This is a genomic window from Petrotoga miotherma DSM 10691, assembly GCF_002895605.1.
Lineage (GTDB): Bacteria > Thermotogota > Thermotogae > Petrotogales > Petrotogaceae > Petrotoga > Petrotoga miotherma.
In genome coordinates this window covers 1-24,774 of record NZ_AZRM01000037.1, presented here as the reverse complement: position 1 = coordinate 24,774, position 24,774 = coordinate 1, and the positions used below count along the sequence as shown (strand labels likewise).

22 protein-coding genes are annotated in these 24,774 nt (G+C 35.8%); 7 read left to right on the top strand and 15 right to left on the bottom strand.

Going from position 1 to position 24,774, the window contains the following annotated elements; all coding sequences use genetic code 11:
• Positions 1 to 5: 5 nt before the first annotated feature.
• The 8 genes from X928_RS07470 to X928_RS07435 all read right to left on the bottom strand — a co-directional run bounded on the left by X928_RS07470 (position 6) and on the right by X928_RS07435 (position 7,197).
• On the bottom strand, positions 6 to 761 hold the full coding sequence (locus X928_RS07470) for a thiamine pyrophosphate-dependent enzyme (protein ID WP_103079177.1): 756 nt from the start codon (positions 759 to 761) through the stop codon (positions 6 to 8).
• 15 nt (positions 762 to 776) lie between these two features.
• The gene (locus X928_RS07465) at positions 777 to 1,841 is read right to left on the bottom strand and encodes a 3-methyl-2-oxobutanoate dehydrogenase subunit VorB (RefSeq protein WP_103079176.1); all 1,065 of its coding nucleotides are present in this window, start codon (positions 1,839 to 1,841) and stop codon (positions 777 to 779) included.
• Positions 1,842 to 1,847: 6 nt separating this feature from the next.
• Entirely contained in the window at positions 1,848 to 2,081 is a 234-nt protein-coding gene (locus X928_RS07460) for a 4Fe-4S dicluster domain-containing protein (RefSeq protein WP_103079175.1), read from the bottom strand.
• A gap of 75 nt (positions 2,082 to 2,156) precedes the next feature.
• On the bottom strand, positions 2,157 to 2,834 hold the full coding sequence (locus tag X928_RS07455; RefSeq protein ID WP_103079174.1) for a P-loop NTPase family protein: 678 nt from the start codon (positions 2,832 to 2,834) through the stop codon (positions 2,157 to 2,159).
• Between the two features lie 15 nt (positions 2,835 to 2,849).
• Positions 2,850 to 3,920, bottom strand: a complete 1,071-nt coding sequence (buk, locus tag X928_RS07450; protein WP_103079173.1) for a butyrate kinase — start codon at positions 3,918 to 3,920, stop codon at positions 2,850 to 2,852.
• Between the two features lie 20 nt (positions 3,921 to 3,940).
• Complete coding sequence (locus tag X928_RS07445; RefSeq protein WP_103079172.1) at positions 3,941 to 4,843, bottom strand: bifunctional enoyl-CoA hydratase/phosphate acetyltransferase; 903 nt, start codon at positions 4,841 to 4,843, stop codon at positions 3,941 to 3,943.
• Positions 4,833 to 5,927, bottom strand: coding sequence for a butyrate kinase (gene buk, locus X928_RS07440; protein ID WP_103079171.1), 1,095 nt, complete (start codon positions 5,925 to 5,927; stop codon positions 4,833 to 4,835). The genes X928_RS07445 and buk (X928_RS07440) overlap by 11 nt, the downstream gene beginning before the upstream one ends.
• 34 nt (positions 5,928 to 5,961) lie before the next feature.
• The gene (locus tag X928_RS07435) at positions 5,962 to 7,197 is read right to left on the bottom strand and encodes an aminotransferase-like domain-containing protein (protein ID WP_103079170.1); all 1,236 of its coding nucleotides are present in this window, start codon (positions 7,195 to 7,197) and stop codon (positions 5,962 to 5,964) included.
• Positions 7,198 to 7,499: 302 nt separating this feature from the next.
• On the opposite strand from X928_RS07435, the gene X928_RS07430 reads away from it, so the two are divergent.
• Positions 7,500 to 7,946: a CGGC domain-containing protein gene (locus X928_RS07430; RefSeq protein ID WP_103079169.1), complete on the top strand. Its 447-nt coding sequence runs from the start codon at positions 7,500 to 7,502 to the stop codon at positions 7,944 to 7,946.
• Positions 7,947 to 8,027: 81 nt separating this feature from the next.
• On the opposite strand, the gene X928_RS07425 is transcribed toward X928_RS07430, so the two are convergent.
• Complete coding sequence (locus tag X928_RS07425) at positions 8,028 to 9,485, bottom strand: aminoacyl-histidine dipeptidase (RefSeq protein ID WP_103079168.1); 1,458 nt, start codon at positions 9,483 to 9,485, stop codon at positions 8,028 to 8,030.
• Between the two features lie 268 nt (positions 9,486 to 9,753).
• Here X928_RS07425 and glyA point away from each other — a divergent pair, with 268 nt between their 5' ends.
• Positions 9,754 to 11,025, top strand: coding sequence for a serine hydroxymethyltransferase (gene glyA, locus X928_RS07420; protein WP_103079167.1), 1,272 nt, complete (start codon positions 9,754 to 9,756; stop codon positions 11,023 to 11,025).
• Between the two features lie 36 nt (positions 11,026 to 11,061).
• Here the strand turns inward: glyA and X928_RS07415 are convergent, their stop codons facing one another.
• From X928_RS07415 to X928_RS07395, 6 genes are all read right to left on the bottom strand, one after another.
• A complete protein-coding gene (locus X928_RS07415) occupies positions 11,062 to 12,288 on the bottom strand; it encodes an adenosylhomocysteinase (protein ID WP_103079166.1) in 1,227 nt (408 codons plus the stop codon).
• Positions 12,289 to 12,539: 251 nt separating this feature from the next.
• A complete protein-coding gene (locus tag X928_RS07410) occupies positions 12,540 to 14,009 on the bottom strand; it encodes a hypothetical protein (protein ID WP_103079195.1) in 1,470 nt (489 codons plus the stop codon).
• Positions 14,010 to 14,029: 20 nt separating this feature from the next.
• Complete coding sequence (gene iscB, locus X928_RS07405; RefSeq protein ID WP_103079165.1) at positions 14,030 to 15,292, bottom strand: RNA-guided endonuclease IscB; 1,263 nt, start codon at positions 15,290 to 15,292, stop codon at positions 14,030 to 14,032.
• A 139-nt stretch (positions 15,293 to 15,431) separates the two neighbouring features.
• Positions 15,432 to 15,620, bottom strand: a complete 189-nt coding sequence (locus X928_RS10010; protein WP_146026650.1) for a hypothetical protein — start codon at positions 15,618 to 15,620, stop codon at positions 15,432 to 15,434.
• 55 nt (positions 15,621 to 15,675) lie between these two features.
• Positions 15,676 to 16,635 (bottom strand): asparagine synthetase A, encoded by a 960-nt coding sequence (locus X928_RS07400; protein WP_103079164.1) that lies wholly within the window; start codon positions 16,633 to 16,635, stop codon positions 15,676 to 15,678.
• A gap of 343 nt (positions 16,636 to 16,978) precedes the next feature.
• Positions 16,979 to 18,727, bottom strand: a complete 1,749-nt coding sequence (locus X928_RS07395) for a proline--tRNA ligase (RefSeq protein WP_103079163.1) — start codon at positions 18,725 to 18,727, stop codon at positions 16,979 to 16,981.
• Between the two features lie 244 nt (positions 18,728 to 18,971).
• Here X928_RS07395 and X928_RS10445 point away from each other — a divergent pair, with 244 nt between their 5' ends.
• The 5 genes from X928_RS10445 (at position 18,972) to lexA (ending at position 24,616) form a co-directional block, all read left to right on the top strand.
• Complete coding sequence (locus tag X928_RS10445) at positions 18,972 to 19,067, top strand: Rpn family recombination-promoting nuclease/putative transposase (RefSeq protein ID WP_103079162.1); 96 nt, start codon at positions 18,972 to 18,974, stop codon at positions 19,065 to 19,067.
• 7 nt (positions 19,068 to 19,074) lie between these two features.
• Entirely contained in the window at positions 19,075 to 19,281 is a 207-nt protein-coding gene (locus tag X928_RS07385; RefSeq protein WP_245857207.1) for a hypothetical protein, read from the top strand.
• A gap of 278 nt (positions 19,282 to 19,559) precedes the next feature.
• Positions 19,560 to 21,497: a methionine--tRNA ligase gene (gene metG / locus X928_RS07380; protein WP_103079161.1), complete on the top strand. Its 1,938-nt coding sequence runs from the start codon at positions 19,560 to 19,562 to the stop codon at positions 21,495 to 21,497.
• Between the two features lie 18 nt (positions 21,498 to 21,515).
• Positions 21,516 to 23,957, top strand: coding sequence for a DNA gyrase subunit A (gene gyrA, locus X928_RS07375; protein ID WP_103079160.1), 2,442 nt, complete (start codon positions 21,516 to 21,518; stop codon positions 23,955 to 23,957).
• A gap of 41 nt (positions 23,958 to 23,998) precedes the next feature.
• Positions 23,999 to 24,616, top strand: a complete 618-nt coding sequence (gene lexA / locus X928_RS07370; protein ID WP_103079159.1) for a transcriptional repressor LexA — start codon at positions 23,999 to 24,001, stop codon at positions 24,614 to 24,616.
• Positions 24,617 to 24,774: the final 158 nt, after the last annotated feature.

The window sequence follows — 24,774 nt, the reverse complement described above, 5'->3', positions numbered from 1 at the left end:
GATGACTAGCGAACGTCTCCCACTTTATCGACATATACACCTAAAGGAAATTCTTTTACCATATTATCTTCCAACCACTTCATAGATTCTATGGGTGTTAATCCCCAATTAGTGGGGCATGTTGATAAAACTTCAACTAAACCAAAACCTATATTATTGAGTTGAGCATAAAAAGCCTTTTTTAAATACTTTTTTGTTTTTATTACGTCTTGTGGAGTTGTAACTTTTGTACGAGCTAGAAACGCAACTCCTGACAATTCTTTTAGAACCTCTGAAACATGAATAGGATACCCTTCAATATTTTCTCTTCTTCCATATGGGGTAGTTGTAGTTTTCATTCCTAAAAGGGTAGTTGGTGCCATTTGCCCTCCTGTCATACCGTATATAGCATTGTTTATAAAAATTGTTGTAATACGTTCACCTCTATTGGCAGCATGTATTATTTCTGCGGTTCCAATAGCTGCTAAATCACCGTCCCCTTGGTATGTAAAAACAACGTTATCTGGACTTGCTCTTTTGATACCAGTAGCTACCGCAGGTGCCCTTCCGTGAGCTGCTACGGTGCCATCTACATCAAAAAATTCATAAGCAAATACGGAACATCCAACAGGTGCAACCATTATGGTTTTACCTTGTATTTCCAACTCATCGATGACTTCAGCGATCAATCTATGAACAATTCCGTGAGAACATCCTGGACAATATGTAAACTCTTTTTCACTTAATGAGGTTGGTGCTTTAAATCTTTCTGCATAAGCCATTAATTTCACCTTCCTTTAAACTAATTCCATTAATTTTGCCAATACTTCTCCTGGGGTTGGAACTACTCCACCCGTTCTTCCATAAAATTCTACTGGTTTTTTTCCGTTGACTGCCAGTCTTACATCCTCCACCATCTGACCGAAACTCATTTCTACGGTGAAGAACAATTTAGCGTTTTCAGTGTATCTTCCCAATTCTTCATATGGAAAGGGCCATAAACTTATTGGGCGAAATACCCCTGCTTTTACGCCTTTCTCCCTGGCACTATCCACAACTGATTTAACTATTCTTCCCATCGTTCCATAGGCAACCAGCACAACTTCTGCATCGTTTAATTTATATTCTTCAAATAATTTTTCTTCTTTTACTATTGTTTTGTATTTTTCATGTCTTTGAATATTCATTTTTTCTAATTTTACAGGGTCTAAATCAAAGGATGTAACTCTGTGTGGTTCTCGCTGCATTTTTGTTCCAGTCAATGCCCAATCTGAATGATCGGGTAAAGTGTTTAGATTTTTAAAGCTGGGGAATGTCACTGGTTCCATCATTTGACCAAGCAATCCGTCTGTTAACACTAACACTGGTATTCTGTACTTATCAGCAACATCGAAAGCACGAATAGTCAATTCAACAGCTTCTTGAAGGGATTCTGGACCAAATACGATCAACTTATAATCCCCATGTCCACCACCTTTTGTGGCTTGAAAATAGTCTGATTGCGCTGGTTGTATGTCTCCCAATCCTGGTCCACCTCTCACAACGTTTACAAAAACGCATGGAAGTTCGGCTCCTGCTATGTAAGAAACCCCTTCTTGCATTAAAGAGAATCCAGGGGAAGAAGTGGAAGTCATAACCCTTTTTCCGGTGCTAGCTGCTCCATATATCATATTTGAAACTGCCACTTCGCTTTCAGCTTGTAAAAAAGTGCCATTTACCTCAGGTAATCTTCTTGCCATGTATTCTGTTAATTCACTTTGTGGAGTAATTGGGTAACCAAAATATAATCTACATCCCGCTCTTATTGCAGCTTCACCTATTGCTTCAGTACCTTTTACCATAATTTTTTCGGTTTTTTGCATAAATAATCAACTCCTTGCCTTTTCTAATACTTTTACAGTTATACATACATCTGGACACATTTGATAGCAAAAACCACATCCTATACAATTTTCAATGTCCTTAACTTGTGCTGGGTGATATCCTTTGTTGTTGTACCCTTTAGAAAATTCAAGGACGTCTTTGGGACAAGCTTCAATACATAGTCCACATCCTTTACATCTTTCTTTATCAATATCAATTGCAAACTTTGTCTCTTTCATCGTTTTCCCTCCAATCATTCAATTTTTACTGAGTTTAAAAGTTCTGAAGCTTATTTTAGCGCCCCTTCGCCCCGCTCAAAAACCATAATCTCCAAAAAATCTTTGAATCACAAATTTTTCGAACTTGGTATTTATCTTGTCCTCTAAATTTCTAGTTACTACTGTAAATGCCACGGGGATATTTGTTATGTTGGATACTTCTCCTATTATGTTTTCCCCTTCTTCTATGATTTCTTTAGTTGTTTCATTTTGAATGTTTGAATTTACCACTAAATAATTAATTTTTAGTCGTGAGCTACTTTCCAAGGATTGCAAATTTTTTATTATATATTCTTTAGTATCCATAAAAGGCCTTCTCGTATTGATTACAAAGTACAGGGCACATTTTGAATTATCTATATAATTTTTTAAAGATCCTAAAACTTTCACACCGTCTTCGTTTCCCCCTACGTCTATTACAGTTTTATAATCTTGGTTTGTTATGTATCCTCCTATTTCACCAGGAACGATGGGAACGTCGGCATGCATATATTTTGCTGGGGGAGTGATTACCTTAATATCTTTTCGATTCAATTCTTCAATTTTATCTCTTACCCGAAAGTACGGGCTTATGATATCCAAATCCGCAATGGCAACATTTTTGTGCTCTTTTTTTAATTTCAACGCTACGTTCATAGAAACTTCCGTTTTCCCGGACCCAAACATCCCAATGAAAATATGAACTTGATAATCTTTTAATAAATTTTTCAACATGGATTTAGAGCTCCTTTATTTGTACATTTTTGCTGGTTCTTCTTGTTTTATTACTCGAAGTGCCGCAAGGGCTAAGGCTTTTTCTTCGTCTCCTCCAGGAAACACATAAACCGGGGCGATAAAACTTACTTTTTCTTTTATTTGTGGGACAAGAAATTCATTTTCATATGCCATTCCTCCAGTTAAGGCTATGGCATCAACGTCATAATTCAAAACTGCGGACATTTTACCTATCCATTTAACAATTTGATGTATCAATCCAAAATATACCAATTCAGCCTTTTTATCACCGCTTTTTATTCTTTTTACGACCTCTCTCACATCATTCGTACCTAAATAAGCAATTAACCCTCCATTACCTTTTATGAGCTTCCTTATTTCACCTTCAGAATATTTTCCTGAGTAGCAAAGGTCTATAAACCCAACAAGGGGTAACGTTCCTGATCTTTCAGGCGTAAAAGGGCCGTCTCCATCAAGGGCGTTGTTAACATCAACTACCTTGCCTTTTTTGTGGACTCCAATGGATATTCCCCCACCCATATGAACAACGATGAGATTCAAGTCATAATAATTACGACCCAATTTTTCACTGAGCGATCTCGCCACAGCTTTTTGATTTAAAGCGTGGAAAATAGATTTTCTGTGAAAGAAAGGATGACCTGAAACTCTTGCTATATCTTCCATCTCATCCACCACAACGGGATCGGCTATGTAAGCTTTTACACCAATCTGTTCAGCTAGTTCGTTTGCTATAAGAGCCCCTAAATTCGATTCGTGTTCTCCATATTTAGCGCTTCGTAATTCTTCTAGCATCCGATCATTTATTTCATAAGTCCCACTTGGTATAGGTCTTAAAAGCCCTCCACGCCCAATGATGGCTGAAAAACTGTGTAAGTTTATTCCTTCTTCACTCAAAAACTGTAAAATCATATTCTTCCTAAATTCGTATTGATCGGCAACGGCTTTGAATTTTTTTAATTCATTCACATCGTGATCTATCACTTTTTTTAATCTTTGATTTTCATCTTCATAAACAGCAATTTTGGTCGATGTGGACCCTGGGTTTATAACGAGAATTTTATACATATGAATTCTCCTTTTTAAATTTAAGACATTAAAATTGAAAACGCCATAGCGTTGAGTTTGGATTCATCACTATCAGCTCTAGAGGTCAAAACAACCGGTTTTTTGCCCCCTACAATTGAACTCGCCAGCTTTGCATCGGCGAAATATACTAAGGTTTTATACAATATATTTCCTGCTTCTATATCCGGCATGATTAATATATCCGCATCACCAGCGACTTTACTGTTTATTCCTTTGTGTATAGCTGCTTCTTTAGATATGGCATTGTCCATAGCGAATGGTCCGTCTACTATGCAACCTTTTATCTGACCTCTTCTGTACATTTGTGCTAATATCGCTGCTTCTACTGTAGCAGGCATCTTCGGGTTAACCTGTTCTAATGCCCCTACAACAGCAACTTTCGGTGTTTCTACACCTAACTTATGGGCAACTGACACAGCGTTGTTTATAATATCAACTTTTTGTTCAAGAGTTGGAGCGATCACCATACCAGCATCAGAGATTATCAACAACTTGTGGTATCTGGGTATTTCAAAGGCACAAACTAAATTCATTGTTTTTCCTGTTTTTAAACCATATTCATCCTTTAAATATACCGATAAAATCTCTGAGGTGGTCAGTTTTCCTTTCATAGGTAGATCGGCTTCTCCATTGGCAACCGCTTGTATTGCTCTTTTTGCTGCTTCAAGAGGGGTTGAAGCATTTCTGATTTCTATGTTAGTCGTATCAAGTCCGATTTCTTCTGATATCTGTTGAATTTTTACTTTATCACCATACAAGATAAAGTTACATAAATCAATTTCCTTAGCTTTTTGAACAGCTTTCAAGACAACGTCATCTTCGGCAGCTGCCACCGCAATCGTTTTTGATTTGTGTTCATTTTTTACTAATTCTATAATTTGACTTATACTTTCAATTTTCATAAAATATTTCACCCTCCCATACATTAGCATTCTCTGAGTTATTGAGTGCTCTCAATGCTCCTAGAGCGAGTCCTTCCATTTCGTAAGCACCAGGATAAACCATTACCACACCTAATTTATCGATCCTTCTTTTGATCAGTTCAACAAAGTAATCGCTATGAGCCATTCCACCAGTCAAGATAATTGCATCGAGATCTCCACCTAGGATTGCTGCCATCCCACCTATTTCCTTTGCAACTTGATAAGCCATGGCTTCTACAATTGATTTTGCATAATCATCTTTTTCGGCAAGTTTTAAAGCATCTTTTAAACTTGCTGTTTTTAAATATGCAAACAAACCTCCTTTTCCTACAAATGTAGATTTGACATCATTTTTGGAGTAAGAATGCATATTTTTAAAAATCCATTTTGCAAGATCCCCCATTGGTAATTCTCCCGTTCTTTGGGAACTAAAAGGTCCTTCATCTGTTGCGTTGTTAACATCGATCATAAGGCCTTTTCTTTGCGCCCCAACAGAGATTCCACCACCCAAGTGAGCTATAACAAAATTACATTCTTCATATTCTTTGTTCAATTCTTTTGCCGCAAATCTTGCCACAATTTTCATGTTCAAAGCGTGGAATAAACTGTGCCTTTCAAGTTGAGGTATTCCTGATATTCTTGCCTCGGGAATAAATTCGTCAACAGAAATAGGATCTGTGATGAAAACAGGTAAGTCTTTCGAAGAACTTTTTGATAGTTCAAAGGCGATTACAGCAGCTAAGTTTGATGCATGTTCAACTCTTGTTTTGGTTTTAAGATAATTAACCATATTCTCATCTACACGATAAGTTCCACTTTTCATAGGAGGGAGTATCCCCCCCCGTGCAGCTATCGCATCTAATTCATCGATAGATATGTTGTATCTTTTTAGAAAATCTTCTACACACTTTTTACGAAAAGGAAGTTGGTCCATAATCGTTTTGCAATTTTCTATCTCGTTACTGGAGTGTTCTATACTTTCTGAGATTACTTCATTGTTATCTTCAAAAATCGAGAGCTTCGTGGACGTTGCCCCTGGATTTATGACCAATATTTTATACATAAAAAAGCTCCTCCTATAATTAGTTTTTTTAGGATTAGCTACTCAAAGATTTCATTTTTACATAACTTTCTGCGACTTTTCTCAATCTTCTTATTCCCTCTTTTATTTCTTCATGTGAAGGAAGGCAGAAAGATAATCGCATGTGATTTTTTTCTACCTCGTTTACATAAAATGCCTCTCCCGGAACGTACAATACTTTGTTCTTCTTTGCTTCTTCAAACATTTCCATAGTATCTACCCATTCAGGAAAAGTTAACCATATGAAGAGACCACCTTCGGGGCGAGTCCAGCTTACCCCTTGCATATCACCAAATTCCTCTTCTAACGCATTCAACATACTGTCTTTTTTTGACTTATAAAGTTCTAATGTTGGTTTTAACTGTTCTATCCTATCATGGGCTTGGAGATATCTAGCGGCTAATCTCTGGGTCAAAGTTGGGGTACATAGATCTACACCTTGTTTAATAATTGTAAACTTCCTTAATAAGTCTGTTGAAGCAATAATTATCCCAATTCTCAGACCCGGACACAAAATTTTAGAAAAGGTGTTCAACAAGATCGTCCTTTCTGGCTCAAGAGAGTAAATGGAAGGAATTGGCTCTCCCTCAAATCTCAACGCACCATATGGATCATCCTCGATAATTAAAAAGTCGTATTTATGTGCTAAGTTAATTAATTTCTTTCTTTTTTCTAGTGGCATACTTACTCCTGCAGGATTTTGAAATGTTGGTACCACGTAAACGAATTTAAACTTATCAATTTCGCCCTTATTTACCAATTCATTTAATTTTTCTTCAAGGATATCAACATTCATTCCATCATCTTCCAAGGGTATTTCCAAAAACTTTGGAAACATTTGTTTAAAAGCACTAACAGCGCCTAAATAAACAGGTTTTCCTACTGCACAGTAAGAATCTTCATCGAGCAAGGCCAGCCCTATCAATTGCAAGGCTTCCTGGGAGCCAACAGTTACCAACATATTCTCAGGGGATACGCCTTCTATTCCTTCATGTTTTTTTAGTAGATTTATATAAGCTTTTTTTAATTCGTTATCTCCCTCGGTAGGACCATACTGCAGAGTTATTTTGTATTCTTCTTTAACAATTTTTGCAGCAATTTCTCCTAATTCTTCTCGAGGAAAAGTCTCAGGGTCAGGTACACCGCCACCAAATGATATCATCTCCGGATCAGAAGCTACCTTTAATAATTCCCTTATAATGCTTGCTTTCGCAGTTTTTGCAACTTGTGAAAACTTTTTTTCATAGTCCATAGTTTATCCCCCTTTTTTATTATTTACCCTACAATTCAATTATAATCGAATAATCTAGATAAGTCAAAGTCGATTACAGAAGATTACAGACATTTATTGACGATTAGAAGCGATTATTGTCGATATGAAAAAAATTTCATGAAAAATATTTCATTATAAAAATTTAACATTGAGATGTGATAGCTGATCTTAATTAATTTGGAAAATCAAATATTGTGTTAGAATTTAGGGTGATGTTGTGGAAATGTTGGTAATTATCTGGATGCGTTTGTGCTGAAAAACTTGTCAACTTGAGGAGGTAAATGATGGAAAAGATCAAATTGGGGATCATTATATGTGATCGTTATCGTACATGTGCAGGGGGAAAATGTTTTAGATCTCTTGAAAATCGTGAAGGGGCTTTCGAAATTTACAAAGACAAGGAAATCGAAATTTTCGGATACACAACGTGCGGTGGATGTCCCGGCGGAAACATAGAATATGCTCCGGATGAAATGATAAAAAACGGAGTAGAAGTAATTCATTTAGCCACAGGCATGGTCGTCGGGTATCCTCCATGTCCTTATGTATCTTACTTCAAAAAATTCATAGAAGAAAAATATGGTGTAAAAGTCGTGGTTGGTACGCACCCTATACCTCAAAAATATTACATAACCCACTCAAATTTAAAAAGTTGGGAATCGCCAGAATGGAAAACTCTTTTGGATCCAACTCTGACAGATGAAACCACGCGTTTGAATTACGATTAAGATTGTAACTATTCCTGTAAGCCAGTTAAAAAGCAATGGGCCACTCCTGGCCCATAACAAATTTTATGCTCTTTTTATCCTTTATTTTATTCTCTTTAATACTTCAGTTAAAAGTTGATATACTCTTTGGGTTGATGAAATACTTAATGATTCCTCGGGAGTGTGATTGTTGTAAATATTTGGTCCAATCGATACCATATTGATTTTACCTAATTTTTCCTGTAGAAAGCCACATTCTAACCCGGCATGAACTGCATCAACTTTCATTTCTTGGTTATTGTTCAATTCTTTATATACTTCATTCATAATCTGTCGAATTTTTGAATTGGGTTCATATTCCCATGCTGGATAATCCGATACTAACTCCATTTTTGCACCAATTAAATCACAAACACTTGCAATGCGATCGTTGATCTCCTCTTTTAAGGATCTTACTGAGCTTCGAACAGCGCTACTTAAAATGATAAAATCCTCTTTTGTTTCTAATGTTCCAATATTATTCGAGCTTTCTACTAAACCCTCTATATTTGCGCTCATGGTCTGTATTCCTGCAGGAATTAAACGAAGGGCATGAATAAGATTCGTTTTTGTGCTATCTGCAAACACTCGTTTCACAGATTCAATTTTATTCAGCTGTATTTGAATGTTAGGATCTGATGCTTCAAATTCTTTCTTGAACACTTTTTGATATGTATCAACCATGTTTTCAATTTCATTTCGATTGGTTAGATCTGCAACAATAATGGCAGAGGCCATTTTCGGGATGGCATTCATTTTTTCTCCACCTTTGACGTTGGCGATTTGAATATCAAACGATTGGTGAAGAACTTTTAAAATTCTGCCCAATAATTTAATAGCGCTTGCTCTGTGTTTATCAATCTCAAGCCCTGAATGCCCGCCTCGTAAACCTTTTATCGTTATGGCGTATGATTGTTTTTGCGGATTAGCTTCTTTCCACTCAATCGGAATCGAAACGACATTTCTCACACCTCCAGCACAAGAGGCCAGCATCTTTCCCTCTTCTTCGGAGTCTAGATTAATCAAAATCTTACCGGATAAGTGTTCCGGATGCAGATTCCGCACGCCATCCATCCCTGTCTCTTCTGCTACTGTGAATAAACATTCGAGCGGTGGATGTTCTAATTCTTTTGATTCTAATATAGCCATAATCATCGCCACAGCAATACCATTATCTGCTCCTAATGTAGTTCCTTCTGTTTTTACATAATCTCCTTCAACAAAAATCGGAATCGGGTCTTTGGAAAAATCAAAAGGAAAGTCCTCTTTCTTCGCACAAACCATATCCATATGACCTTGAAGAATGACCGTAGGAGCCTGTTCATACCCCGATGTTCCAGATTTTTTGATAATGACATTCAAAGATTCCTCTTGAATTACTTCAAGACCAAGATCTTTTCCATACTGAGTCAAATAATCGCTAATCTGCTTTTCATTCCCCGATTCTCTTGGAATTCTGCTGATTGCCTCAAAATGTTTAAATACAGATGCCGGTTGAAGTCCTTCTAATTTGCCTTTCATAATATCTACTCCTTTTTGTTATTTAACCCGCGATTTCATTATAATCAAATAATCAAGATAAGTCAAAGTGGATTACAGCCGATTACCAACTTTTATTGACAAATAGAATTGATTATTTCCGTTATGAAAAATATTTTATTATAAAAATTTTACATTAAGATGTAATATCTGATCTTAATTAATTTGGAAAATCAGATAGTGTGTTAAAATATTAAAAATGTGATTTTTATATTAGACATCTTACAATTTAAAAAAAGAGGTGTTGACAGTGTGGGAAGCTTTAAAAGGTTCTGATAGCGAAGTTTACGAGATCCTTCAAAAAGAGCTTAAAAGGCAAGAGTATGGTTTAGAGTTGATCGCATCAGAAAATTATGCATCAAAATCTGTTATGGACGCCGCAGGAAGTGTTTTTACTAATAAATACGCCGAAGGTTACCCAAAAAGAAGATATTACGGAGGGTGTGAATATATAGACGAGGTTGAGACACTAGCAAGAAATAGGGTAAAAGAACTTTTCAATGCAAAGTTTGCGAACGTTCAACCCCATTCAGGTTCTCAAGCAAATATGGGTGCTTATCTGGCACTTATGAAACCTGGGGATACGTTAATGGGAATGTCGTTGAGCCATGGAGGTCATCTAACTCACGGTGCCCCCGTAAATTTTTCAGGTATGCTATTCAATGTCGTTTCTTATGGTGTTGATGAAGAAACGGAAACAATCAATTATGATGAGGTTGAAAGAATAGCGAAGGATGCAAAACCTAAAGTTATTGTTGCAGGTGGAAGTGCATACTCTAGGATAATAGATTTTAAAAGATTTAGAGAGATAGCCGATGAAGTTGGTGCGTATTTAATGGTTGATATGGCCCATTTTGCAGGATTAGTTGCGGCTGGTATTCATCCAAACCCAGTTGAGTATGCCCATGTTGTTACTTCAACAACGCATAAAACTTTAAGAGGACCAAGAGGTGGAATTATTTTAACAAATGACAGTGATATTTATAAGTCAATCAATAAAATTATTTTTCCAGGCATACAAGGCGGTCCATTAGAACATATAATAGCAGCAAAGGCTGTTGCCTTTAAAGAAGCCATGAGTGAAGAGTTCAAAGAATATCAAAAACAAGTAGTTAAAAATTCCAAGGCTTTAAGCAATGAACTTTCTAATAAAAATTTGAGAATCGTCTCAGGTGGAACGGATACGCATTTGTTCTTGGTCGATCTATCTGAGCTGAATATTACAGGGAAAGCCCTCGAAAAGGCTTTAGGGCAATGTGATATTACGGTTAACAAAAATACTGTCCCGAAAGAAAAGTTGTCACCCTTTGTTACTAGTGGAATAAGGATAGGTACACCCGCTGTTACCACACGCGGTATGAAAGAAAAAGAAATGAAAGAAATCGCTTCAATGATAGCAAAAGTTGCAAATAATGTTCTTGATGAAGAAGGGAATATAGATAAAGATTTAGCACAAGAAATTAGAAAAGATGTTGTTTCTCTTTGTCAACGTTTCCCAATGTATGCAGATCTTGTGGAGTAAGAGGGACACCTACGGGTGTCCCCTATATATTACATATTATTTCCAGCTATTTAAATAATCTTGCTGCTCTTTGGATAGGGTGTCAATCTCGATCCCTAATGTTTTTAGTTTGATTTGTGCTATTTTTTCGTCTATTTCATAAGGTACTGGGGAAAGATTTACTTTCATATTTTGGTGGTTTTCTTTGATGTATTTCGCACCTTCTAATTGTAAACTGAATGAAAGATCCATTATTTCTGCGGGATGACCGTCGCCGTTAACTAGATTAACCAGTCTTCCTTGTCCTAATAAAAATACGCTTTTCCCGTTTGGTAATTTGTATTCTTCTACTCCGTTTCTTACATTGATTTTGTCTACCGCAATTTCTTCCAAATCCTTTACCTTTACTTCAACATCAAAATGTCCTGCGTTGGAAAGAATTGCTCCATCCTTCATTTCTAAAAAGTGCCTTTTCGTTATTACATCGATGTCACCTGTTACCGTAACAAAAAAATCACCGTATTTTACCGCCTCATCCATTTTCATAACCCTAAAGCCATCCATTATCGCTTCGTTAGCTTTTATGGGATCAACTTCAGTTATTATTACGTTGGCGCCTAACCCCTTTGCTCTCATAGCAACACCTTTACCGCACCAGCCGTATCCTGCTACAACTACTACCTTACCCGAAACAGAAAGATTGGTAGATCTCATAATTCCATCCCACGTTGATTGTCCTGTACCATACCTGTTGTCAAACAAATATTTCATGTAAGAGTCGTTTATTAAAATCACAGGTACAGGTAATTTATTTTCTTTGAAAAGGGATTTGTATCTTTTTACACCTGTGGTTGTTTCCTCACATATTCCCCAAAGATTGCTTACTTTTTCGGGGTGTTTTTCTATTAAGGTTATTCCCAAATCTGCTCCGTCGTCTAAAATTATATTAGGGTTAGTTTCTAATATTTTATCGATATTTTTCCAATAGACCGATTCATCTAAAGTTCTTTCTGCATGGACGTTGAGTCCATATTCTTTCAGAGCTTCCACGACATCTTCTTGCGTGGATAAGGGATTACTCCCTGTTATTGCAACGTTGGCACCTAATTCGTGCAAAACTATTCCTAAATAGGCTGTTTTTGCCTCTAAATGGATGCTTATAGCTACATTTACACCTTCAAAGGGTTTTTCTGTTTGGTATAGATTTTTTAAATAGTTTAAGACTTTCATGTGTTTTTTTACCCATTCTATTTTCTTTTTTCCGCTTTCTGCTAGTGAAGTCATCTTACTCCTCCTTGCTTCCGTCTTTTAGTGACTTAAGAAATTCTAAAAACTCAATATATAGCCCCCATTCCTCACTCTCCGCCCTTAACATTAAGAGGTTTCACCCTTAAAAACCCCATACATCAAGGGGCAGAGTCCCTTGTTTGCGATACTATGCAAAGTATGTTTTTAAATGATTTTGACTTTGAACTTCATTTCGGGGTTCTTAAGGGACAGAGCGCCTTAATGAATTAATATTAATATTAAACATATTAATACCGATGATACCTTCTCTGTGTTACCAACAGAGTAATTCCCTTTTCCTCTAAATCCTTTAAATATTTTTCGTATCCCGGTAAGGTTGGAGGAACAATTACCTTTTCAACCTTCCAATTTAATATTATATCAATTATCTTTTGGGAATTTATCGGAGAATCGAATATAATAGTTCCTTCCTTTGGAAGAACTTCAAATCTTTCCAAAGTATTTTCGAGGGCATTTAATGCAATTTCTCTGTTCAAGCAGGATTGATTACCAGAGCTAATGAGATTGTTTTTTACATATACAGCGGTATCTGATTTATGAACCTTAGCAACCTCGAAACCCAATTGCTCTGAAGGAGACAAATCTAAAGCAATCTCTTGAAAATTTTGCTTTACAACTAGATCACCATCCACAATATATTCTTCGTCTCGTTTCAAAACTTTCTTATTAACCTTAAAAACCATAGGTTTAAAGGAAAGTATCTCTTCTTTTTTTTCAAGATTATAAGAAGTCATTAGTCCATCATGTTTTGAATCTTTCAGTTCAGTTATTATATTTGGATCGTCACTGTAAACGACTCCACCTTTTAGTTCTTTGATAATCCTGATGAATTGTTCTTTCTCTTCATCAGTAGGAGAAGAATATCCAAATACGAAAATTCCTTTCTTTGCAAAACCTAAAAATTCATTGTTTGTGAAACTAGCCAAATGAAAAAGTAACTTTATGTCTTTCAATATCCTCAATGTAGGCTTTTTATGAAAAGTTAAATTTTCTAAATAATCGATAAAACTGTCTTCTTCCAAAAATTTCATTAAAATTGCTTCCTGCATTGGATTAGAACCATACCTTAAGTTTCCCAATATTTCAAAAAATTCATGATCAAACTTCTCAGCTGCAAAGAGTTCAGAGAAGATTTTATGAATACTGGCATCGTATTTAGAAGTAGAAAAGAAAACTTTCAGAGCTAACTTTCTTCTTAATTGTAAAGGAACATCGCCACAATCCTCTAAATTGTCAATAACCGTTTGATAATCTTTGGGATCTACCAATGCTACAACATCTTTATAATTTTTTGCAGCGCCTCTAAGAAGAGAGTAGCCTCCAATATCAATATATTCTAAAAGTGATTCCTCATTCTTCGTTTTTTTTGCAATTTCCTCAAAGGTAGGGAAATTACCTACAACCATATCGATTCTTTTTATATTATAATTGATCATCTCTTCTTCATGTTTTTTATCGTTAGACTTGGCTAAAATACCTCCAGCTAATTTTGGATCTATACTTTTAACACGACCTCCAAGAATTTCAGGAAATCCAATATAATCGGCCATTTTTACAGTGGGAATCCCTTTTTCTTCTAAATATTTATTTGTCCCTTCTGTGGATATAATTTCAACACCATTGCGAAATAAAAAACTTGCTAAATCCTCTAAATTAGTTTTGTCGTAAACCGAAATAATAGCCCTTTTTATATTCATAAAAAATATCTGCAGGAAACTCACCATTTTAATGGTGAGAGGAATGCAGAATTTTCCCTCCTTTCCCATAGTAAAGTTTTGACTTTGCTTACTAAGATTAGATCATTGCTTTTTGCACTCCTATGAATTACTGTACCATCAACTTTTCTTATATCAAAATATCCAGTTGAACGTCTCCCAAATATGAAACATTCAATACCGTTGTATCTTATTTTATCAAACAATCTAAAACCATGTACTAGATAAGGTGCTTGGTTAAGTTTTCTTATTCCTCCCTTTAGAATTTTAGCTTTGTGTATTTGTCTATTGTGTCGTCGAACTTCTTTAATGTGATAATAATACTCTAGTTGTTTTGCTTGAGGATGACCACTAATACATAAAGCGTCTATTCTATGTGTTTTAGTTAAACTATTTTGTATCCTTGTATTTTTAGTGATATATCCATAAGTTAGATGAACGTTAGGGTATAGTGTTTTTAATCTATTGTATAAAGTCCATCTCATAATACCCATAAATGTAGCATCTTTAAACTTTTGTCCTCTTTTAAAATTCAATTTAATTTTTCCATCGTGGTAATCCTTATGGCATGTTTCACACAATGTAATTAAATTACTCGGTGCGTTTCCACCTATTTGCCTACTTTCGATGTGGTGAACATTGAGTCGTTTATCTTTACTTTTGCCTTTGCAGTGTTGACAGGTATAGTTATCTCTCCATAGAACATATTCCCTTGTATTCCAAAAAGCTAATTGTTCACCTTGTTGGTATTGTTTACCTTCAATATTAGGATTCTTAATCTTTTGTATATCGAAACTTGCAACTTCTACTACAATTTTTGTAATAGGAAGCAAATGGCGAACTAGATCAATCAGTTTAATGTGCGATTTTATTTTATGTTCTACCGACGGTGCAAGCCATCCTTTGTTTTTACTGTGGACACGATTTAAAAAACGTGGTTCCCTATACCTTGTTTTTCTGAAACGTCTATCTCTACGATACTGTCGTTTCTGAGATATAAGTTTAGGTATATCGTCCCTTAGTTCAACTTCTGCTGCAAAAAGTTCCTTATTTTCAGTAGTAGCAGACAAACCTACAGTTTTACTTCCTGCATCTACTCCCAAAGTAATAGGTTGTTTATAACCGCTACTACCATAGAGCAGTTGAATGGTAAAAGGTTCTTTTTTAACAACCTTGGCTTTTTCCTCTTTAAGTAGTTTTCTTGCCTTTGAAGGTTTACAAGGCATAAGAGGTTTCCCATGTTTGTTTAAAACGTACACTAACATAAAGTGCACCTCCTTAACGGAGTTATTCTCCTTCCCCAATGTTATATAGGCTTTTTACGTTTAGTTCACTATCCCTACCCCTCAGGATTGTTTAAAGCTAAACAACAGAGCGACAGACTAGGAGAAACATCCGAAGGTGTTATGACCTATATAACGTAGCCCGATAATCTCCCTTTAGAGGCGTGAGCCTGTTTGATCCTGGCTGAGGGTAGTCAACTAAGGCTTGTTCATCACAAGTCCCCGTCTTTAGACGGTGGGTAGTTGACAAATTACCTCCAGCGGAAAATAAGTTAACTTCTATGAAAGGCAAAGCAGAGACGATCTTCAATTGACGTCTCCTGCTCTGCAATAATAAACAATTTAGACCTTTTTTGTTAATACAACTAAATGGTATACTTTCCAGGAGCTTTGGCGAACAACCTAGTTTTTTCAACATGATCCAAATCTAATATGTATTTAGTGAACCTTTCTATACCTATACCACAACCTGCAGAATGTTTTAATAACCCTTCTTTTGCTAATTTCAAATAATCTTCATAGCTTTCTAGACCGTTGCCTTTCAGTTTGATTCTTTTTACTATTTGCTCATGCTCATGTTCTCTTTCACCACCAGATATGGCTTCACCATGACCTTCAGGATATATTAAATCAAAGTCCAACAATACTTCTGGATTATCCATATCTTGTTTGTCATAAAACTCTCTATCCAAAAGCGGAATATCTATCAACCATACAGGTCCTTCAGCTCGTTCAGATAAAATTTTTTCATAATCTTCACCGTAAAGCTCTTTTGCCTTTTTTACACTTATTTTTTGAAAAGGTTTTTTAGGAACAGTTAAATTTGGGTGATACTTTTCTATTATACCAGAATATTTTGTCAATATACCTTTTAATACATAAATCATTAAATCTTCCATCAAATCCATAATCTCTTCTCTCTTCGTCTCTTTAGCCTCTATATCTAGTTGAACAAAATCAATCAAGTGTCTACCAGAAGAATATTTTTCCTCCATTTCCAACCTTAAATTTGGTGAAAATGAAAATATTTTATCATGAACCAGAACGCTAACTTGTTTTTGCAGAATCATGGATTTAGTAACATAATATTTGTTACCATAATAATCTATTTGTGCATCAAAAACATCATGATTCAAAGGATCGGTGATTGTAGAAATTGTCACCGGAAGAAGCTCGACAAAACCCTTTTCTGCAAGAAATTCCCTCGATAACCTCAGTATCTCTGATTGAACTAAAAGTGCGTCACTGTAAGTCTGATCCGCCAAATAAGTTTTTACTAACTCCACAGAATCTTCTTTTCTATCTTTCTTCTCTACTTCTGCCATAATTTTCCCTCCTGTAGTGTTTTTTTTTTAAAAGACGCTAAATCGCCTTTTTAATATAAAAAAACCGACGCTAGTTTTTTAGCGTCGGTAATTTTCAAAATAACAATCCCCAGCGTAATCACCGACGCTGTAAATTGTTATTATTATTTACTTTTTTAGAAACTAACAATATTTTTAATATTTTCATAAGCACTTTCCCCTAAATCAAATTTAAATACCTTACTTTAAAAATTCTCAAATTTTGAGAATTATACCATAAAAAAACTGATTTGTCAAATTTTTAGGGCTCCTTGTCAAATATGGTTGATAGAATAGACTGAAGAGATGATGAAAAAGGTATGTGTTAGATTGCTAAATTTTGAGTTGGATCATAGTTTTCTAATGTTTCTTTGACTTTATCGTATAACTCTTTTACATTTTTGAATTCTATCAATGTGCTTTCTGTTTTATTTCTTTGTTTTAACTCAATTTTTCCTTCTTTTAAACGTTTGCCGATAATAATTTTTATCGGTACCCCGATTAGATCTATATCTTTGAACTTAAATCCAGCAGACACTTCTCTATCGTCTATAACGACGTCTATTCCTTCTTTTAAAAAGTAATCGTAGATCTCTTGTGATGTACTTACAATTGCTTCATCGTTCTTGGCAATTGGTATTATTGCCACTTCAAAAGGGGCAACGCTTTTGGGCCATATTATTCCATTTTCATCGTTTAATTGCTCAACTATTGCCCCCAGAGTTCTTGATACTCCCCAGCCGTAACATCCCATTATGTAAGGTTTTTGTTCACCGTTTTCATCGGTGAATACAGCGTTCATTTTTGAAGAGTATTTATCGCCTAATTCAAAAATTTGACCAACTTCTATGCCTCTTGTCTGTTTGAGTATGGAATTACACCCTTGGGTTGGACATTTTTCACCTTCTTTTACGTATCTAATGTCTGCAAATAAATCAATTCTGAAATCTCGTTCGGGGTTGGCATTTATATAATGCCTTTTTTCTTCCATAGCCCCTATAACACCATTTCTTATAGATTTTATGCTTAGATCAGCAACTATCCTGATATTTTCAGGTATGTTTATTGGGCCTATAAATCCAATATTTACACCAAATTCTTTTAGAACGTCTTGCGGATCAGCTATTTGTAAACTTTGATCTTGAAGGACGGACCTGATCTTGGCAAAGTTTATCTCATAGTCGCCTCTAATTAGAGCCAACACCCATCCTTTGCTGGATCTTAGCAGTAACGATTTTATCAACTTCTTTTCAGAAACGTTCAGGAATTTGGCAACTTCTTCGATGGTTCTGGCGTTTTGAGTATCTACTTTTTCCATTTCTTTGATAGCTTGTTTCTCATCTGCTGAAAAATCTTCTCCTGATCTTGCCTTTTCATCACTGGCTGCATAACCGCATTTTTCACAGTAAAATATTTCACCCTCGCCGTTTTGTGCCAATACATGAAATTCATGAGAAAAAGAACCACCAATTGCACCTGTATCCGCTTCTACAACAACAAATTTCAAACCTATTCTTTTTAAGATGTTATTGTATGCATCATAGAAATGTTGATAAGATTCATGCAATGAGTTGTAGTCGGTGTGAAAGGTATAGGCGTCTTTCATGATGAACTCTCTCGCTCTTAACACCCCAAACCTTGGCCTTATTTCATCTCTAAACTTAGTAGCTATTTGGAAGAGGTTGACGGGGAACTGTTTGTACGACCTGAGTTCATTTTTCATCAAAAATGTGACTATTTCTTCATGCGTGGGACCTAAAGTAAACTCTCTATCGTGTCTATCCTTAAGTTTCATCAATTCTGGACCGTAATCTTCCCATCTTCCCGTCATTTTCCACAGCTCTGCTGGATGTATTATAGGTAACATGATTTCTTGAGAACCTATCTTTTCCATTTCTTCTCTGACTATATTTTCAATTTTTCTTATGACCTTCCATCCAAGGGGAAGATAACTGTAAACACCTGATGAGATCTTTCTTATAAAACCTCCTCTGATCAATAACTCGTAACTTTTTATATCAGAATCAGATGGAGTTTCTTTTAAAGTAGGAGCATATAGTTTGGAAAATCTCAAGATTATCCCTCCGATTTTTTAGCAAATTTAATTTTTTTTGTACTTTATGAGAAATTATACCATAGAAATATTGTTAAGTTAAATTTTTGTTGTAATGAATATATTGAGTCTTTTAGTACAATTAAATTAACAAGTAAAAAGATCCTTTTCCCCACGGGTGGGGAGCGGGGAAGGGCGCTATAAAACTTGTTATACAGAAGTTATTCGATAAGATAGCATACCATCAAAAACATATGGTATAATTATGCTGTTCAAAACAAAGATAAATGGACAAGATGGATACATATACATTCTTATGGAACACAAAAGCTACATTGAAGGGAAAGTAGGAAAAGGGTGAAATAGTTATGACAATTGCTGAAAAGTTAAGAAACGAAGGTAAATTGGAAGGTGAAAGAGAATTTGCAATTAGAATGTTAAGTGGAAGATTTGGTAGACAATTAACCACAGAGATGAAGGAAAAGATAAAAGAAGCTGAAGAAAGAAGAATAAACCAAATAATCGACAATATATTTGAAATAACCATAGAAGAGCTAAAAGAAATATTGAAGTAATGATAGTAAGTAGATTTTTGAGTATTTTTAAGTAATTGTGGTAGTGATAGATATCACCCCTCTTTTATGAGGAGTGATATCTTTTTAATGATTTTATTAGCGCCCTTTCACCTCGCTGCCATCCATAGGGGAAGGGATGGTAAGACACTGCCTTGTTTCCTCTCTGAAAGAATAAAAGAATATATGAGAATACCAAAACAATTTCAATGTGATATAATATTGTAGGCTTCACAATTAGATATGGGAAAGAAGGTTGAACAGTTTTGGAGGTGCCATTAATGGATAAGTTTTACGTCACTACACCGATTTACTACGTTAACAGTGAACCACATATTGGTTCGGCATATACGACGATAGTTGCAGATATAGTAGCAAGATTTAAGAGAATGATGGGGTACGATGTTTTCTTTTTAACTGGAACGGATGAACATGGGCAAAAGGTGTTACAGGCAGCGAAAGAGAAGAATATTCCTCCACAGGAGTATGTTGATTCACTTTCTTCAAAATTTAAAAATTTATGGGATGAAATGGGGATTAGTTACGATCATTTTGTTAGAACAACAGATGATTATCATGTAAAAACCGTGCAGATGTTTGTTGAGAAGATGATGGAGAATGGAGATGTTTACAAAGGAAAATATGCCGGTTGGTATTGCATACACGACGAATCCTTTTGGGATGAATCTGAGATAATCACTCAAGATGGCGTTAAACTTTGCCCTGAATGTAATAGAGAATTAAAATGGGTGGAGGAAGAGAATTACTTTTTTAAACTTTCCAAATATACCAAACCGTTGTTGAAGCATTATGAAAATAATCCTGATTTTGTGGAACCATCTTTTAGAAGAAATGAGATGTTGCAAATTTTGAATAATGGATTAAAAGATCTTAGCATCACTAGGACTACGTTCGATTGGGGAATACCTTTAAAGAGTGATCCTAAACATGTGGTGTATGTTTGGGTGGATGCTTTGATTAATTATATCAGTGCAATAGGTTATTCTGATGATCAACAAAAATTCAACAGGTACTGGCCCGCAGATTTGCACCTTATTGGGAAAGAAATTAATAGGTTCCATTCGCTTATATGGCCTGCTATGTTGATGTCAGTGGGGTTGCCTTTGCCGAAGAAGGTATTCGCACATGGGTGGCTAACGGTCAACGGACAAAAGATTTCAAAATCTTTGGGAAACGCCGTTGATCCAAGGGTTCTCATGAACGCCTATGGCAGGGATGTTATAAGGTATTATTTGTTGAGGGATATTGCCTTTGGTAGAGATGGAGATTTTTCTGAAGAAAACTTAATTACTCGATACAACGCTGATTTGGTCAATGATCTAAGCAATTTAGTGCATAGAACACTTACGATGGTTGAAAAGTATTTCAACGGTGTCATACCAAAACCTGAAAGAAAGGATAAGGTGGACGAGGAACTCATAGAACTCTTAGAGAGTAAGAAAAACGCTTATTTGAATTTGATGGATCGGTATCAGTTTACACAAGCACTTGAAAATCTATGGGAAATCATACGTTTTTCTAATAAATACATAGATTTAACTGAGCCTTGGATCTTGGGGAATGATCCAAATGAGAAAGATAGATTGTCCACCGTTTTATACAATTTACTCGACGTTATTCGAATTATTTCTATTTTGATTTATCCAGTTATGCCTGACACTTCCGAAACGATGTTAAAAAAGATAGGTTATGGTTTGGAAGTTTTAAATCGAGAGAGCCTTGAAAAGGGCCTTTTACACAGTGGAGTTAAAGTTGTGAAAGGTGATCCCATATTTCAAAGAATCGACGTGAAGAGTTGGAAGAGAATAATTAAAACCGTAAATATCAACAAGGAGGGCGAAGTAATGTCGGAAAGTGAAAACGTTCAAAATATAGTAGAAATAGAGGATTTTAAAAAGATCGACTTAAGAGTTGCCAAAGTAGTAAAGGCAGAAAATATCGAAAAATCCAACAAATTGCTTCGATTACATCTTGATTTAGGACAGATGGGTGAAAGACAAGTTATCGCAGGCATCAAAAACTTTTATTCACCTGAAGATTTAGTTGGTAAGAAGATAATAATCATCGCCAACCTAAAACCCGCCAAATTGATGGGGGAATTATCTGAAGGTATGCTTTTAGCGGCTAAAGATGGAAACGGTAATTTGAGCATACTCACAGTAGATAAAGATGTTGAAGCTGGTTCAAAGATTTCTTAATGGAGGTAATACCAAGAGATGGGCGATAAAATATTTATCAAAGATTTTACTGAAGAATTAAAAACTTCTTACTTACTTTATTCTTTAAGCGTTATTGTAAGCAGGGCTATACCCGATGTTAGAGATGGGTTGAAACCTGTTCAGAGAAGAATACTTTACTCTATGAGCGAATTAGGGTTGAAACATAACTCTTCATTCAAAAAAAATGCCCGTATCGTTGGTGAGGTGATGGGTAAGTATCATCCCCACGGAGATGCGGCTATTTATGATGCCTTAGTTAGAATGGGACAACCTTTCACTATGAGGTATCCGTTGGTTGAGGCACAGGGAAATTTTGGCTCGATAGACGGCGATCCTCCTGCAGCTATGAGGTATACAGAAGCACGTATGCCTGAACTTGGAGAGTATATGCTCAAGGATATCGAGAAAGAAACTGTAGATTTTAGAGAAAATTTCGATGGTTCCTTGAGTGAACCTGTTGTTTTACCCACAATGGTGCCTAATCTTTTGATGAATGGAGCAAGTGGGATAGCCGTTGGAATGACTACCAATATCCCACCTCATAATTTAAACGAGCTTGTTTCAGCATTAAAATTGTTAATAGAAAAACCTGAATGTGAAGTAAAGGATCTTTTGAAACATATTAAAGGGCCTGATTTCCCAACCGGTGGTCAAGTTGTCGACGGAGAAGGGTTGAAAGAACTCTATGAAACAGGGAGAGGAAAGATAACTATTAGAGGAAAGTATAGAATAGACGACGAAGGTAAAGGAACCTCTATCATCTTTGAGGAGATCCCTTACAACGTTTCTAAGACCGATATCATCGAACAAATTGTAAAATATGTGGTTAAGGCAAAAGAGCAAAAGAAAGATGTGGGGATAAAAGACGTTAGAGATGAGAGCGATAAAGAAGGAATAAGACTGGTAATTGAGCTGAAAAGAAACGCAAACATAAAGAGATTGATCAACGATTTGTTCAAGCACACGAATCTTCAATCTTATTTTTACGTTCAAATGAATGTAATCGATAACGAAAAGCCCTCTTTGATGAATTTAAAGGGACTTTTACAGAGTTTTTTGGACCACAGGGTTAACGTTATAACAAGAAGAACACAGTACGAGTTAGAGAAGGCAAGAAAGCGCGCACATATCGTCGAAGGACTTATTAAAGCCGTTCAAGGTATCGATACAGTGGTTGAGATCATTAGAAACTCAGAAAATCCTCAGGAAGCTCTGAAGAACCTTCACGAAACGATAGGTGTAAGTGAAGAACAGGCAAAAGCTATCGCAGATATGAGATTGATTAGCCTTTCAAAACTTGAAATCACCAACTTAAACGAAGAGCTGAAGAACCTATACAAAGATATAGAAAACGCTATGGATATTCTGCAGAATAAAGAAAGGCTGATGGGAGTAGTAAAAGAAGAGCTCAATGAAGTAGCGAATAAATTTGGAGATAAAAGGAGAACGGAGATACTGTACAACAAAGGAGATTTAGCCCAAGAGGTTGAAATGATTCAAGATGAAGATGTCGTAATAGTTTTGACCAAGTGGGGTTACCTCAAAGCCATTCCTTCATCGGAATACAAGGTTCAAGGAAGAGGCGGAAAAGGTGTAAAAGGATTAAAAATTTCTGAAGAAGATGATGTTAAAGAGGTCATATACACGAACAAGTTATCTAAATTAATGCTATTTAGTTCTGCTGGTAAAGCGTATCAAATAAATGCCTACGAAATCGAAACAAGTTCGAAAAGCACAAAAGGCAAACATATCGCTAACTTCATCAGTTTAAATGAAGGGGAAGAGATAAAAAGTATCGTTGCCATATCTTTAGATGGAGATTACGATAAAGACATTCTCATTTTTACGAAACTAGGTAAGGTGAAGAGAACTTCTTTGAGAGAGTTTAGTAGTGCACGAGCTTCGGGTATTAGAGCCATCAATCTGCTTGATAACGACGCAGTTGTCGATGTGATATTGCTCGATGGAATGGATAGAGATTTGTTGGTTGTGACAAAGCTAGGTATGTCATTAATGTTCAACTCTTCCCATGTAAGAAAGATGGGAAGAACCGCAATGGGTGTTAATTCAATAAAATTGCGTAAAGGCGATGAGGTGATCAACGTGGTGAAGGCTGAGGAAGGCAAAAAACTTTTGTTGATCACAGAAAGAGGTTATGGAAAAAGAGCCTTATTCCGTTCCTATAAGCCACAGAATCGTGGAGGAATTGGGGTGAAAACGGTACGAGATATATCTAAAATAGGTCCCATAGTTTCGACAATGAGTGTGGAAGATGGGAGAGACATACTGATATTCACTAAAAAAGGTAAGGCTATTAGGGTAAATGTAAATAATATAAATGTTTTAGGAAGAATCACCCAAGGTGTTATAATTGTTAGACTGGATAGAGATGATTCAGTTGTCGGAGCCATTGAAGTTCAAGCTAATGATGAAGAGTAGTGTTATAATTATAATTATTAAGCATGGAAGGGGTTAATAAAATGGAGGAATTGACAAAAAGGCAGTCACAGGTTCTGGACTTCATAAAATCTTATATGGAAAAAAATGGATTTGCCCCAAGTATTAGAGATATTATGAAACATTTTAATTTTAAAAGTCCACGAGCGGCACATAAACATCTCATAATTTTGGAAAAAAAGGGTTACATCGAGCGTAAAAATGTCTCACGTGGAATAAAGATGATGCCAAAATCGGGAGAAATTTTCGCCACAGAGACTTTGGCTCCTGTTTCGGGAAAGATAGCTGCGGGAGATGCTATAGAAGCTATACAAACAATTAGCGATTACATTCCCATACCTACCAATTTTTTCCCTAAAAATTACGAATATTTTTCCCTAAGAGTTGAAGGGAATTCCATGATAGAGGCACAGATCAAAAGCGGAGATTTTGTTATAATACGTAAACAAGATTACGCAATGGATGGAGACATAGTGGTTGCATTGATCGATGGAAATGAAGCAACACTTAAAAGGTACAAAAGACTGAATGAAGACGAAGTGCTGCTTGTACCAGAAAATAAAAGTATGAAAGAGATAAAGGTAAAAGCGAATCGTTTAAAGATACAAGGGAAGATGGTGGGCTTAATAAGAGTGCTATAAAAGACCTCTTAAAAAGGTTGAGTTACAGATAGGAGCCTTACTATCCCTTCCTTATGGGTGAGTTGCAAGGTTATGGATAAAAATTCTTTTATCCCTACGGGTGAGTTGCTGGGTAATGGATAAAAATTCTTTTATCCTTACGGGTGGGGAGCGGGGCG